Source organism: Rhizobium sp. 1399 (genome assembly GCF_031455475.1).
GTDB lineage: Bacteria > Pseudomonadota > Alphaproteobacteria > Rhizobiales > Rhizobiaceae > Rhizobium.
On the sequence record NZ_JAVDSU010000006.1, the window covers coordinates 349,522 to 363,559 of the forward strand.

17 protein-coding genes are annotated in these 14,038 nt (G+C 57.6%); 1 reads left to right on the top strand and 16 read right to left on the bottom strand.

What is annotated here, in order from left to right:
- Nucleotides 1-156: 156 nt before the first annotated feature.
- The 9 genes from J2X71_RS21220 to J2X71_RS21260 form a co-directional block, all read right to left on the bottom strand.
- Nucleotides 157-1,047 carry a DUF72 domain-containing protein gene (locus J2X71_RS21220; protein WP_310384629.1) on the bottom strand — a complete coding sequence of 297 codons (891 nt, stop codon included), beginning with the start codon at nt 1,045-1,047 and terminating at the stop codon, nt 157-159.
- Between the two features lie 207 nt (nt 1,048-1,254).
- Complete coding sequence (locus J2X71_RS21225; protein WP_113183349.1) at nt 1,255-1,611, bottom strand: hypothetical protein; 357 nt, start codon at nt 1,609-1,611, stop codon at nt 1,255-1,257.
- A 494-nt stretch (nt 1,612-2,105) separates the two neighbouring features.
- Nucleotides 2,106-2,525 carry a low affinity iron permease family protein gene (locus J2X71_RS21230; protein WP_310384632.1) on the bottom strand — a complete coding sequence of 140 codons (420 nt, stop codon included), beginning with the start codon at nt 2,523-2,525 and terminating at the stop codon, nt 2,106-2,108.
- Nucleotides 2,526-3,402: 877 nt separating this feature from the next.
- A complete protein-coding gene (locus J2X71_RS21235) occupies nt 3,403-4,017 on the bottom strand; it encodes a BA14K family protein (RefSeq protein WP_310384634.1) in 615 nt (204 codons plus the stop codon).
- 656 nt (nt 4,018-4,673) lie between these two features.
- Nucleotides 4,674-4,799 (bottom strand): hypothetical protein, encoded by a 126-nt coding sequence (locus J2X71_RS21240; RefSeq protein ID WP_310384635.1) that lies wholly within the window; start codon nt 4,797-4,799, stop codon nt 4,674-4,676.
- A 407-nt stretch (nt 4,800-5,206) separates the two neighbouring features.
- A complete protein-coding gene (locus J2X71_RS21245; protein ID WP_162747955.1) occupies nt 5,207-5,368 on the bottom strand; it encodes a hypothetical protein in 162 nt (53 codons plus the stop codon).
- 479 nt (nt 5,369-5,847) lie between these two features.
- Entirely contained in the window at nt 5,848-6,363 is a 516-nt protein-coding gene (locus tag J2X71_RS21250; protein WP_405049737.1) for an acyloxyacyl hydrolase, read from the bottom strand.
- A gap of 405 nt (nt 6,364-6,768) precedes the next feature.
- Nucleotides 6,769-6,975, bottom strand: coding sequence for a hypothetical protein (locus tag J2X71_RS21255; protein WP_025668349.1), 207 nt, complete (start codon nt 6,973-6,975; stop codon nt 6,769-6,771).
- Nucleotide 6,976: 1 nt separating this feature from the next.
- Nucleotides 6,977-7,177, bottom strand: coding sequence for a hypothetical protein (locus tag J2X71_RS21260; protein WP_025668348.1), 201 nt, complete (start codon nt 7,175-7,177; stop codon nt 6,977-6,979).
- A 240-nt stretch (nt 7,178-7,417) separates the two neighbouring features.
- Here J2X71_RS21260 and J2X71_RS21265 point away from each other — a divergent pair, with 240 nt between their 5' ends.
- Nucleotides 7,418-8,383, top strand: coding sequence for a cytochrome c (locus tag J2X71_RS21265; RefSeq protein WP_310384640.1), 966 nt, complete (start codon nt 7,418-7,420; stop codon nt 8,381-8,383).
- Here J2X71_RS21265 and J2X71_RS21270 read toward each other — a convergent pair whose 3' ends face one another.
- From J2X71_RS21270 to J2X71_RS21300, 7 genes are all read right to left on the bottom strand, one after another.
- Complete coding sequence (locus tag J2X71_RS21270; RefSeq protein ID WP_310384743.1) at nt 8,384-8,692, bottom strand: c-type cytochrome; 309 nt, start codon at nt 8,690-8,692, stop codon at nt 8,384-8,386.
- 79 nt (nt 8,693-8,771) lie between these two features.
- Nucleotides 8,772-9,665, bottom strand: a complete 894-nt coding sequence (locus J2X71_RS21275) for a cytochrome c oxidase assembly protein (RefSeq protein ID WP_310384642.1) — start codon at nt 9,663-9,665, stop codon at nt 8,772-8,774.
- A complete protein-coding gene (locus tag J2X71_RS21280) occupies nt 9,653-9,964 on the bottom strand; it encodes a hypothetical protein (protein ID WP_310384644.1) in 312 nt (103 codons plus the stop codon). The genes J2X71_RS21275 and J2X71_RS21280 overlap by 13 nt, the downstream gene beginning before the upstream one ends.
- Complete coding sequence (locus J2X71_RS21285; protein WP_310384646.1) at nt 9,961-10,563, bottom strand: cytochrome c oxidase subunit 3; 603 nt, start codon at nt 10,561-10,563, stop codon at nt 9,961-9,963. Before J2X71_RS21285 ends, J2X71_RS21280 begins: the two co-directional genes overlap by 4 nt.
- Nucleotides 10,560-12,473, bottom strand: coding sequence for a cytochrome c oxidase subunit I (gene ctaD / locus J2X71_RS21290; RefSeq protein WP_310384648.1), 1,914 nt, complete (start codon nt 12,471-12,473; stop codon nt 10,560-10,562). The genes J2X71_RS21285 and ctaD overlap by 4 nt, the downstream gene beginning before the upstream one ends.
- Nucleotides 12,470-13,459, bottom strand: coding sequence for a cytochrome c oxidase subunit II (gene coxB, locus J2X71_RS21295; RefSeq protein ID WP_310384650.1), 990 nt, complete (start codon nt 13,457-13,459; stop codon nt 12,470-12,472). Before coxB ends, ctaD begins: the two co-directional genes overlap by 4 nt.
- Nucleotides 13,459-13,995: a cytochrome c gene (locus J2X71_RS21300; protein WP_310384745.1), complete on the bottom strand. Its 537-nt coding sequence runs from the start codon at nt 13,993-13,995 to the stop codon at nt 13,459-13,461. The genes coxB and J2X71_RS21300 overlap by 1 nt, the downstream gene beginning before the upstream one ends.
- Nucleotides 13,996-14,038 lie beyond the last annotated feature (43 nt).

Here is a 14,038-nt window from a genome sequence, read left to right on the forward strand (position 1 = left end):
GATCTCAGCGCATCCGGATAGTCACCACCAGGAAATTGGTCGACTGGTTTAATTTCGCTAGTGAGTTGTCGCGGCCTTTGCGAGATGATTTATCCCATCGGGGATTTGATCGAGCGCAAAATGAGCGCTTACTTGGCGGACCAGAGAGACACGGCTTCAGACCGGCCAACCGGGCCGTCGAGCAAGAATTTGACAAAGCGACTTAGCGTTCTTGGTCGCATTTGCGTCTCTGTCATTGTTGAAATACGCCCATACGCGCTTGGCTCCACTCCTTCTTATACGATCAGCCCAATGTTCCAGCTCGTCGTCGCTGTAGTCGTGACGATACCATTGTGACGTGCCATGGAAGCGCACGTATATGTCGTCTGTCGTTTTGATGAGATCATCGGGAAGACGTGGTCCACTGGTCGAACAGAAGGTAATTCCCGCTGCTTTGAATTTCTCGAAAACGTCCTCTTCCCACCAACTCTTATGACGAAATTCGACGACATTTCGACGGCCCGGATCAAGCTGGCACAAGATCAGGTCTAAAGTCCGGGGCGAGTAGCGGACGCTTGGGGGTAGCTGAAACAGGAAGCATCCCATGCGATTTCCCAGCAAATCTGCGATATAGTAGAAATCCTGGATCAGCCCCTCGGTACCTTCGAAGCGCTTGATATGGGTTATCAGTTCACAGACCTTGACAGTGTAAATGAATTCTTCCTCGGCTTGGCGAAGCCAGGTCTTTACCGAGGCGACCGTCGGCCAAGAATAAAACGGGGCGTTTAGTTCGACGGTTTGAAATTGCGTTTGATAAAAAGAAAACCATTTGTTCCGCGGTAGATCCCTGGCGTAGAAGCGACCGTTCCAGTGCCAATAGTACCACCCAGAACAACCGACATGGACGCTGGCATCACGCGGGATATCGGCGAGCCTTGGCTGTTGCTGTTCCAATCTAGCATCGTGCATCTTGGAAGCACGCACTTCGTTTGCAGCGCGCTGCAATTGGCGCCGTTCGGCCCGCCGGGCTTTGCGCATAGCAAGTTCTTCTGTTGTTTTGACCGGCAAATGACACCTGCAGATTAAGATGCTACGCCAACGGAATCTTGACAGCTTCGAGGAACGTCGATGGGAGCGCTCTTGATTGCCTCGGGACGTCTTCCCCTGTCCCTCGACGACACCCCCGTGGCGACGCGGCTCGGATTGATCACGGCCCCATGAAAGTATGCGCAGTCGTTCAAATGGAGACGACGCGCTCGCCAGAAGTGGTCGACTTCACCGAACCTTCTCTGTCCCGCTGGGAGTGGTAATCATCGTGGGGCCACCGCCGTTACCCGTCGGTGTGGGGTCACGGTCAGTCGCTTCCGGCGGCCTGCTTGCACCGCTTGCCGGATCGTTATCGAACGCTGTCGGACTGGAAGGTTGTGCGTTGATAGGATCCGGTTTCGTCGACGCCGTAGCCTGCGGATCTTTATCGATGCTTTCACCCCAGAATTCCGAAGCTCCCCAGGCGACCGCAGCAAGCACCAGCCCGCTTAAGAGTACCAGTAGGACCGGCCTGCCACGGCTTCCCTGTCTCGCCTCGGTCGCGCTTTCCGTTACCTGCTCCGTGCGATTATTCAAGCGTACCATCGTGTCAACTCCATCCAATCTGACGTGTGACCAACTTTCGTCAAGCCTACATGTTCCGTCCGCGTGGTCCGTCGCCTCTGCTCCTGTTCCAGACGCATTTTCGCTGCGGGCGGTTATGAAGTTTTGGGCGAACTCCCCAATGTCTTGAGCTTAATCCTCGGCAAGCCCAGCTCGTGTCTCGTCCACCGCAAGATCGGCACTCTGTCCTCGGCATGCCGGAAAGGATGGCCGCTCGCAGCCGACGGCGTGGTTGTTTTGGCGGTCGCAGCCGGGGCGATCTGATGCGTCGCCATCCTTGGGCCGCTCTCAGAATGGTTCCTGCTGTCGAAAAGATTCGGCAAATTCATCGGTTCTGCTGGTGATGCAGCATTTTCAGAAACGAGACATCCACGTATTTCAGGGGCGGTCGACGTCCTATCGGTTCAAGCGGCGTCGGCAACCACAGACCGGTACCGAGATAGCGACACAGACGAGTTGATGGGCCTGACCCGGGGTCAGAATTCACTACTTGATGGTTCTAAATTCTCGACCTTCTCGTCCGCCATGACTTCGACGCACTCGGCCTTTTCCGCTAGTCGCTCGCTCATCTCGCGCAGCTGGCGCTCGTCGAGCTTTTCGATGCCGACGAACTTATTCTGGGCTTGAGAGGTAAGAATGAGTTCGTCGAGCTTGGCTTGAAGCGCCCTGCCGTCGCGGTTCTGGGAGTTCTGCAGGACGAAGACCATAAGGAAGGTGATGATCGTCGTGCCGGTGTTTATGACAAGCTGCCAAGTCTCGGAGTAGTCGAAGAATGGCCCCGACGCTCCCCATATGATCACGAGCGCGACCGCGGAGGCGAAGGCCACAGGTCGCCCGGACCAGTCGGCGATCGTGGTGGCGAATTTCGAAAAGAAGTTGGACGTCGCATTTTTCATGATGATGACCTATCCTTCCCGGCTCATTGGAACGCAAACACTTGGCACGAGGTTCCTTGCCACGGACTTAGGTCTGATGGTCGTACTCGGTCCGGAGAGCGGCGGCTTATCGCAGAAACCAGAACATAATCCTGACCTACTCGAAATTCCTCCTCCTGACTGATGACATTTTGGACGGCAGTTCCTTTAAAAGGGGGGCTCCTGTCAGTGCACTGAAGCCGAGCGCAGGGCATTCACGCCCGTCGCTCCCACAGACCGACATAGTTTCCGATCAGCATCGTGGCGATATCGTCGGCGCTACGATATCCGTTATTGAACAGGTCAGTGGCGGCGCTAAAGAATGGGGTGGAGGCACCCCCGTCAGTGGGCACTTATAGAACGCGAACCACTATTGCGCGACTTGAGGCAAGATGCGGTAATCAGGGCCTTGCATAGCGATTTCCTCCGCATGCGAGATAGCGTAGATGCTTCGGGTCAAGAACGCCCGCTCTATCCAATGCCGCTACCATCGAGTGATTTGGTTTGCTCAGACTGAGCCTGAGATCGAGCAGCGAGATCCGGCAACCCGAAAATTGCGGAATTGTCCACCAACCCTATACGCTCTTTCCTCCGCGCTTGAGTGCGCCGTTTCCATCGCACGAAGTCGCAATCACGAGTTACACGAGACTGCCGGCTCCAGGCGGCCAGCTATTTAAGATTTCGATCTTGCCGATGGTCGAACCGCACTTGATTCTATCGCCGCGCTTCTTTTCGCGCGCTCGACACGAGGCGCCTGAAGTTTTCGAGATGCGACTAATACGAGCGCCGGAACGCGCTATCGCCACACGCGTCGCAATGAAGAGGCGAGCTCGTCCTCTGATAATCGCGCAAATTTTTGTCACTTCCTCCGCGGGTCCCCCAGGTTTCCAGCCGACGCAATTTCTGCGGCGGAACGAATCTCGCAGTCGCGCCGCGGACCCTCGTATGGCTGATAAGTATTGTCCTGCTCCCTATAAGACTGATAGTGGGCGGCACACCACGCGGCCTTGGAATTTCCACCGCGGGCTTCTGAGACCACAGTCACATCCGCCTCAGTCGGCTGTGGCGTAGTATATGGCGATATGCAAGTGCGGATCTGTCCGCTGTAGGTGCGGTAGTTGTTGGTCGCGCGATCGAATGAGCGATAGCGCCCCGCGCACCAGTTCAGATGCGCCGCCGATAAAACCGGGAGTTTGCCAGCCGTCGCCTCGGGATTGCGGTTCGGCTTGCGGGTGGCAAGCACTACTTTCGGTGCATCGGTGACATAGCTCGAATAGGCGGGTGGTAGACGCTGGTAGTCCTGCTTGCTGCGATCGATGCGAACCAGGTTTGTGGTCCAGAGGTCCGGGGCCGACAGCCGACCGAACGAGTGGCCCTCAGAGTGGGCCATGACGATAGAGGCGACTGAGGCGGCGCTGATGCAGGCGCCGAGGGAGCTCACGATACCGAATGCCAGCGTTGCAATGGCCTTCATGTCAAGGTCCTGTTTTTCTTGAGGAGGCGGGCGCTTCGGGCATGCTCCCGTCCGTCACTTGAAGATCTGGATGACTTTTCTGGATGAGCGCTCGACGATCGCCCGCCCGCCGGGCACCAGCGGATGGCGTTGGCCGGGTCGTGCCGGATCGTAACCTTGCGAGGCATTTGGTCTTCCTTCTCAATCGAACGAGCATCTCAGCCGCCGGGACAACGGACAAATTCACAGCGCGTTCCATTGGGTAGGACCTTGGTCGGACATGCCCCGGACCAAGGTTGTAGCCCGGGAACAATCGCCATCGACCTTCATTTGCGAGACAGTCGCCGCCCCGCAGTTACAAACATTTGGAGAAATTACACGATGGAATCCGCGCGCATCGCATTCGCGTTAAGAACGGCCGCGACGGCGCTCGCCCAGTCGTTCAAGGACGGTCTGCGCAGAGGCTCGGCAGAGGTGGCGCAACTCCTTGCAGTGAGGCCCCGCGCAGCTCACCAGCGCCGTCGAAAACCGGCGTGAGCCCTGCCGACTCCTCACAGGAGAACCCCTTGAAAGACGGGCAGCGTTCGCGGCAGATTAAGAAGAGTGGGTGGCGGCTGCAGCCGTCCCTGCTGAAGCGACAGGCCGGCGTCGCGAGCCATTAGAACGATGCGTGGGCGCTACCTTACCTGCGCAAACCGATAGGGCTCCGGAATGTCGCGCCCTTCAAATGCTGGTAGCGCGTAGGTCGCCCCAATGGCGAGCAGGACAACGGCAAGCGAGGTCGAAATCAATGCGATCTTCATCTGATACCTCCTTAATTCCCAAAAACACAACCTGCTAGGCGACGGATGGTTCCGCGACCCGTTTGTCTGCGGGGCAAGGAAATCTCAGATCGAGTCGCGCGTGACCCAAAGGAACGCTGCTTTCAGTAACGTCTGAAAGAGCAATATTTGTATTGCCCTGAGCGTCGGATGAAGCGCAAATGCGATATCGCGTTTACCGGGGGGCCTCCTCCTTTGGGCCGCCGTGGTCGGAATTTCGGGCCGATCGAGCCACACCGCATAGCGATTGATTGTAGTTGGAGGTTCTTCCGAAACTCCTCCGTGGGCATGAAAGAGACGGGTCCGTTCCAACCCAGCATTCACTGTTCCAATTATTGAACACCGTCTCCTGAACGCCACCGAGAGTGGGACTTCGTAGGCGTGTTCGGCTATAAAAGGAACCAAATGCCGACGAGGATCAGGAACCCGGCCAGCAAAGCAACCGCCCATGCGGATTTGGCAACCCCTCCTTTGGGTGGGGGATTGTGCTGTCCTTCGTAGGGCGTGCTCGGATCGGTGGAACCGTAGGAATCGCTGCCATCATCTGCCATTGGACCCTCTCCACTAAGCAGATCCAACCTCAATCGCGGATACTTGTTCCGGCTTCCTGTGAAGCAATTCTCAAGGTCTGCGTCATCCTACCAGTCGCTACTGCGCATCAAATCGCCGTCCAGCCCGACCGTCGCTTATTGCCGCATGGATAAGACGTCAGCTCTCTTGCCGGGCTCCTTTGTTTGCCGCATCGTCAAAGCAAAATCATGCAGTCGGCCCACTTGGCAAGCGTTCCCGAACTTGATCGACACGCATTTCTGGACAGCGAAAGCCCCCATCGGCGATAAAGGACGCCACTATGATCCTGCTGGAAGGTGCCGGTCAGACCGCCGGGAAGGGCTATAGAATTAGCGCGAGCCAAGCGCTGTACGCGATCTGATGTGGAGGGTGTCCCGTCCAACGGTAAGCTAAACCTTTCGAACGCACACGGGTCGATATCGAGCCTGCCCTTGGCCGAACTCTTGTACAGAGACTTCGATTAAAACTTGTACCCGACCTGCAGCCCTGCGCGTGTCATCCCATCGTTGGGGCTGCAGAGGTTTGCGTTCGATGAATGCGCGATTTGAGCCAGCAAGTTCCAGTGTTCTGTGAAACGATAGCCGGCACCAATATATTCGTGGAACAGGACACGACAGCCGAGATTGGGGCCGTCCTCGTTGCCATCCAGATTCCCCGTATGGATAACGCCGCCGAATCCAGCTTCGGCAAAGACCTTGCTGGTCAAATCAATCGTCCAACTAAATCCCGTGAAAAATTGCGTTGCTTCACCCGCGGTTCCGATGGACGTCCCAAGGTGCACGCGCGGACGCATGAGCTGATCTCTCCAGTTCGAGGCAGATTCATACCCGAATGGATCGAAAAAAGCAGTTATTTCGGGAAAGACGCCATCTTCGGCAGAGCCGCCGCCTTGGACGGACGTTGATGTGCCGAAACGCAGTTCATCAAAGACCTGATCCCCCGCTGACGCATGACCACCAAGGAAGGTCGCCGCCATGAGAGAAAGTACAAATGACAGCTGAGCGTTCAGTCGATTTCTACTCATTGCACGTTGATTTCCTCGCAAAGCCGATTGGCCAATTGCTAGCATGCCCGGGAACAATGGAAAGTATTTTTTTCGACGCTTCCGATAAACGCGCAAGCCAGACGCGTTTGGATCACACATCACGAGTGCAACAGGAGTCGACGGATCGTCGTACCAACTCGTTTTTGGGCCTTGGCACCACGCTCGACCCGGGTGTCGCCCACCTATCGCCCATTTCGAGCGCATTTCGGACGTGGCGGCCTATAGTCGCCTTATGCGATGAATAGGTTTTCTCCGACGGAATGCCATTCCTGACGACGCGGCTTAAAGAAGGACGTGCTCAAGCGTTCTGTGAAGCACGTTGCATGCAAGAAATGATTAGCGCATCCGTCCTTCGTTCGAGCTGTCGGGATCGTAGTTAATGTCCCAATCCTTCGCCGGCTCTTGGCCGGGAGGGATCTTGTGTACGGTCGCGTCTTCGGAACCGGTGATCACCGTCGGCTTGGCGCTATGAACGCCGGACGCTTTTCGATCGGCTTTCGATTTGGCGAACTGACCCTCGGCATCCTTTTCGACGTCTGCCATTTTACTCGCCTTTCTGCTTGTAACCGTCCGATACGGTCTTGACCTTGGGATCGGCATTCGTCTCCCCATTTGCATCCTCCGCGTGATCCGGATTGTCCTTGGCGCGCAGATAGCCACGCGGCGTGTTCTCCTGCGGGCCCTCCCAGCGGGGTGACTGATCGGTAGTGCCGGCGGCGCCATCTTTCGGTTTATTCATTCCCATGACAAATCTCCTTTCACTGGGCGCTTAACTTTTGCTGCAGCTCAAGGTTCCCCGTGGATGCGCCGCTTTCTCGGTAAACCATTCCATTTGCTCGGCAGCGCAGTCGTGCCGCAGCGCGCGCGACGGGGATGGGTCATCTGACTTGTCAAACGGTCGCATACCGGGCCCGAGCTTGCGGAACCCGCGACAAGGATCATTCGTTGCTACAGCGAGAAAAGACACAGCGCTGGTTGGAGCGTGATGAACGAAGAGAGCGAGTTTGCCGCCCAATTAACATCATCCGCCGATGGCAACCGCCCTTGGCCGATATTGGCATGTCTGGGAACAGCAATCGTCTTGTCCGGTCTGTTGATCGGTTGGAAGGTTACCGAGGCTGTTCCCGCATTTCGGCCGAATGATGAGCGCCTCGAAGGCGGCAACGCAGCGCGTGGCAAGGCGGTATTTGACGCAAGCGACTGCGCATCGTGCCACGCAAGCCCTGGTCAGCCTGACCGGCTTCGCTTGGGAGGCGGGCTGCTGCTGGCGTCTCCCTTCGGCTCCTTTCGCGTACCCAACATCTCGCCCGATCGCAGCGACGGCATCGGCGCTTGGTCGGCATCTGATCTGGCGAACGCATTGGTTGCCGGCATATCACCCCAACGCCAGCATTATTATCCGGCCTTCCCATATCCGAGCTATACGGCGATATCCGTCGACGACATCAGTGACCTCTACGCATACCTTAAGACATTGCAACCTGTTGCCGGCAAACAGCCGCCGCACGAAGTTCCCCTGATCTTCAGATACCGTCGTATGCTTGCCTTCTGGAAGATGCTGTTTTTCAGGCAGGGGCAGTCCGAAGCCACCCTCAACGGCGACCCGCTTCACGATCGCGGCGGCTATCTCGTGGAGACCCTCGGCCACTGCGCCGACTGTCATTCCACACGAAACAGGCTGGGTGCCATCAAATCATCGACCCGATTTGCCGGCGGACCCGACCCGGAAGGGACAGGCTTTGTGCCGAACATCACGCCGGACCGCATCGGCACCTGGAGCGAAGCCGACATCGTTGTAATGCTGGAGACCGGGGAAACCCCGCAACATGGACGGGTGGGCTCATCAATGGTGGACGTGGTAACGAACACCAGGCAACTGCCACCCGGTGACCGTCAAGCCATAGCCCGTTATATCAAATCGCTACCGCCGCGACCGACGCCGGAGCCTTGATCAGTGAGAATAAAGATAGGCCGCAACGTCACGCGCTTCTGCTTCGGAAATACCGGTAGCAGGCATTGCCGAAGTCGGTGAAAATAGCTGTGGCGCCACGATCCAAGCCGTGAGGTTCTGCGGCGTGTTTGTCACCACACCTCCGATGTAGACCTGTTGGCGAAGATCTGACAGGCGCCCACCCACTTTTCCGTCAGCACCAGCTATTCCAGCGATCGTGTGGCATCCGCCGCAACCGTATCGGCGAAGCGCGGCTGGAGCTCGTGTCACATCTCCCCCGGTAAGCGCTTCGGCGACGTCTCGAGCCATGGCCCTTTGCCTGATCAGATCAGCAGCGAAAGCGACCGCTCCAGCCGCCAGCAAAAATAGCATGAAGCCAAGGACAGGTTTAGACAGTGTGGAAGCGGTCGGCACGCTTGCCTCCCTGGCTGGAGGAAAGGATCCAGGTAGCCACGGAACAGAGTGCTGCGGCCGCATAAATGACCCCGCCCGGTACCCACATGATGAGACCAGCCATTTGCTGGTCTTCCAGCGGTGTCAGGCCCCATTGATCGGAATAGCGGGTTTGGTCCGGGAAGATGACGTTTGGTGCGAGCGTGATCAAGGCTCCGAGAACGCCAGTATGAATCATTGTTACGAAAAGATGCCAGGCAGCGGTCCCGTAGTCGCAACGCCAGGTAATCGCCCACCAGAAGAGGAGACCCGTCAGGAAAAAGCTTAGGTGTTGGAGCCTGTGCAACAGGACGTCCGTCACGCTCGCGTCGAAGAGGGTCGGCGCGTGCCAGACCCAAATTGCCAGACCGTGCAAAAGCGTCGCCACAAGGGGAAGCGAAACAACACCCCAAGCCACACGTGCGGCACGGTGCCTTATCGCAGCCGCAACTTGATGCCTCGCTTTTTTCGGCAGACCCCAAAGAAGCAGGCCGACCGGGCGTGCCAACGCAAGAAGCGGCGCCGCCACGATCATGACCAGTTCATGCTCGATCATGTGCATCGTAAACATATGCTCGCCGAGTTCGTGCAAAGGTGAGACAAGGGCGATCACCATCACCGCCACGCCCAACCAGAACACGCCGACCGAAGCGATCAAGCGAGCGCTGAACCGCTTGCGCCGTTCCCACAGTCGAAGCGTGCCGGCACCGTGCAGAACGGCAATGATGAGGATTGGCGTGACGATCCACGGATCGATCGTCCAATCAAGCCCGGCATGAGGTTCCCCGCCATGAGCGGCGGCCGGCCCGACACGGAGGAGCAAGAGCAGCAAAGCTATCAGCGTGCGCATGGGTTCACCAAGATTGTCGCCGCAACCTGCAGAATGAGCGCGAAAGAAACCGCCAGGCCGAATAGGAGCGAAAGCTTGCCGACAAACGACCCGGTTCGAGACGGCTGGGCGGTTAACGCATTGTAGCAGAAAAGGACCCCGGCAGCGGCGATCGCAGCGGCGGCGAATGCTCCGATCAACGTCCAGGATACACCACCGTTGCAATCCGCGTAGGGCAGGATCTGCCCCAACTGCGTGTTGATTGCCCAGGCTGTCGGCGGCAGCACTAGGCCGGCATATCGTCCAAGCAGAAAGCTCATAAGCGTGGGACCCAATAGATGCAGATGTAGAGCGGCAACCATGTGATGATCACAAAATGCCAATAAAGGGCATTGTCCTCGACATCCCCGAAACGCCTGGGGTTGTCGGCATGACGGGAAAACATCAGGGCGGTCAAAACGAGCGTTTCCACCAGGTCGGTCAGGATATGCGTGGTGTGGAGCCCGAGAAGGGTCCAGACAATCGAGCCATATGCATTTGCGTCCCAATTGATGTGCAGAGCCGCAAACTCGAAAGCGCGAAATGCCATGGGAATGACACCGCAGACCGTCATGACGACAAGCCCGAGCCGGACCTTGCGAAGGTCTTTCTGACGTGCCCATCTGGAGACAAGAATGTTGGGAATAGCGCTGGCAACGAGGACTGCGGTCAGCCAGGTGCCGGCCCACAAGTCGGGCGGGGGAGCCTCGATTGGCCATGCGGGCGCCAGGCTCATCAGATAGAAGTAGACAGCAATCGCCAGGCCAAATCCGCTGCCCTCGATCAACATGAAGGCCAAGGTCGCCCACCAGGTTGGGCTTTTGGAGCCTCTGCCATGAAGCGGCAGGGCGGCTACGTCCAGAACGACGCGGTCTTTCACGATTCGTCCTCCGGCGTGCCCTTCGGCCAGAACCAGCCGATCAAGGCGATAGCGACTGGAATAGATCCCCAGATCACGGCCCAGGGCGAGAAAATCGACCAGATCAGCATGATCGAGGTAGCGATCGCCGACCAGAATGGCCAGACCGAGTCCCGTGGTGAGGATTCCCTCGCCTCAGGTAAGGCTTCGACGACACTTGTCACCAAAAGCTCCCGGCGATCCGTGCGCAAGCCTGCAGCGGTCGAAAGATCCTTAACATCGTCCGACAGCGGATTTCGCGAGCGAACGACCGGGATGCGCCTGAAGTTGTATGATGGCGGGGGTGAGGCTGTCGCCCATTCGAGTGTCGAGGCACCCCAGGGGTTCGGTCCGGCCGCCGGTCCAGACCGAAAACTGCGCAGGGCATCAATGAAGAAGACCACAAAGCCCAATGCCAATATGATCGAACTCAAGCTGACAAACAGGTTCAAGCCGCTCCACGGCAATTCCGGCTGGTAGGTATAGATCCTGCGTGGCATGCCCCACAGGCCTAGCATGTGCATTGGAAAGAACGTCAGGTGAAAGCCTACGAAAATCAGCCAGAACGCCAGTTGTCCGAGCCGCTCGCTCATCATTCGCCCGGTCATTTTGGGAAACCAATAATAGATCGCGCCGACCAATGGAAAGACTGCCCCGCCGATCAGGACATAGTGAAAATGCGCAACAACGAAATAGGTATCGTGAACCTGTGTATCGAAGGGGACCGATGCGACCATAACCCCGGTTAAGCCTCCCATCACAAAAGTGACGATGAATCCGAGTACGAAGAGAAGTGGCGTCTTGAACACCGGCCGCCCGGACCAAAGTGTCGCCAGCCAACAAAAAATCTGGATGCCGGCCGGCACGGCGATCGACATGCTGGATGCGGTGAAGAAGCTCTCGCCTACGCGGGGAAGGCCGACCACAAACATGTGATGGACCCACAGTCCGAAGGAGAGCACGCCGGTTGTGATCAGCGCCATCACCAGCCACAAATAGCCGAAAAGCGGGCGCCCGACAAATGTTGGCAAGATGGTTGACACCATGCCTACGGCAGGCAGGAAGATGATGTAAACCTCCGGGTGGCCAAAAAACCAGAACAAGTGCTGCCACAAAAGCGCGTCACCACCTTTCGCCGGGTTATAAAATTGGGTGCCGACCAGCCGGTCGAGGATCAGCGTCGAGCTACCAAACATGATCGCTGGCATTGCCAGGATGACAATGAACGACATGACCAACATCGCCCACACAAGCACGGGGATACGGTCGAGTGACATGCCGGGTGCCCTTTGCTTGAAGACGGTCACAACAACTTCCACTGCTACGGCGAGGGCTGCGACCTCCGTAAACGTGATCATCTGGGCCCAGAGATCAGTCCGCTTGCCTGGGCCGTATTGCGGTCCGGCAAGGGGGACATAGGCGAACCAGCCCACATCCGGAGCGGTATCTAGCGCGAAGGCCAGCCAGAGAAGGATGCCGCCGAACAGGTAAATCCAGTAGGAGAACGCATTGAGACGCGGGAATGCGATGTTGCGTGTTCCCACCATCAGCGGCACGAGATAGACAGCCATTGCTTCCATGACCGGCACCGCAAACAGGAACATCATGTTTGTGCCGTGCATTGTGAAAATCTGATTGTAGCGATCGGCACTGATGAAACGTGCTTCCGGCTGGGAAAGCTGCAGGCGCATCGCCAGCGCGAGCACGCCGCCGAGGACGAGAAAGATGAAAGCTGTGGAGACGTAGCGTTGCGCAATCGTCTTGTGATCGACGGTGGCGACGCCACCCCAGAACCCCGATCGCGCGCACCAGGTGACTGCCAGCCGCCGCTCGATCTCTCCATCGTCAAAATCGCTATCGATGGGCCGGTGCGCCTGTCGATCCATGGTCATTTCAGGCCTTCCATATAGGCTGAGATCTGCCGGAGCTCGTCGCTCGTCAGCGGTATCAGCGGCATATTGTTGCCAGGCTTCAAGGTCTGAGGATCGGCAATCCAGGCCGCCAGCGAGCCGCGGGTCCGATCAAAAAGTCCTGCTGCAATTGTTGCGCGGCTGCCGACATGCGTCAGATCCGGGCCCGAGGTCCCACCTGCCATTGTTCCGCGGATGGTATGGCAGGCCGCGCAAGGCTTGCTCATGAATGCTGTCTTTCCAAGGGCTGCCTCGGGATCAGAAGGCTCAATCGCGCTCTGGTGTTGCGCGAACTGCCAACTTCGATAGTCCCGCTCCTCCTGTGCCACCACCAGAAACGCCATATGGCTGTGCTGGAGCCCACAAAACTCGGCACACTGCCCTCGATAAATGCCGGGGTTCTTTGCGTTCAGCGTCAGGGTGTTCAACCGGCCCGGGATCATGTCGAGTTTGCCGGCAAGGCTCGGGACCCAAAATGAATGGATGACGTCGATCGATTCCAGTTGCAGGCGCACATTCTGACCAACCGGGATGTGGAGTTCGTTTGCGGTCTGAAAGATTTGCGTTCCATCCGGATATTCGTAGATGAACTGCCACCACCATTGCTGCGCCTTCACCCGGACGGTGACAGCTGCATCTAAGCTGTTGTAGAGCGCCCGGGTCGTGTAAAAACTTGCCACGGTCAGTGCGCTTATGACCAAGACGGTTCCTGTCACCGCGGCGCTGACGATCCTCGTTATGTTCCGCTCCGATCGATCATGCTCGATAATCGGCCGGTTTCTCCCATGCAACAGCGACCAGGCCAGGAAAGCGACAACAAGCAGCCAGACAGCCGTACATACGACGACGACAAGGATGATCAAATCCTTCAACGCGCCGGCTGACGTGCCATGGGTATCAAGTGCCGACTGAGGACCAGTGCATCCCGCAAGCACGGACAAAAGCGATATGGCCAGGCAGTTTCTCATCAGGGCGATGGCCCCTGTTCCGCATGGATAGGATTTGGTCCTTCGTCGAAGAGTATCGACGCCGGACCGCGATTTTCGGCCGGTCGATCAGTTTTATCATCATTGCGACTTGGTGCCACCACGCTCGTCGAGTAAGCGCCGAGTGACTTGACGTAGCCAGCCAACTGCCAGATCTCGTCACTGGTCATCCTGTCCTTGAAGGCGGGCATTCCGTGAGGTCGCCCATCTCTGATCGAGGCGACGATCGACACCATGGATGGCCCGTAATACCACCAGCCATCAATGAAAGATGGGCCGGTCCCGCCCCGCCCGTCACCGTGGCAGGCCGAACAGCCGAACCAGGAATATAGCCGCTTGCCCTGGCTGAGATCATAACCGGTTCTTTCGTAGGACTGGCCAAGCGCAAAATACACCTCCGTGGGGGCCCCGCTGATGCGGTTTGGCATCAGCCGGAACTGGTCAAGCGCGGCAGATACCGGAGGATCGGTCCGGTAAACTCGCGGCTCCCTGAAATAGCCGATCGCTACGGCTGACATGAGACCAAGCGACACGAGCAGGACCTTCGCAATCGAGCACCGG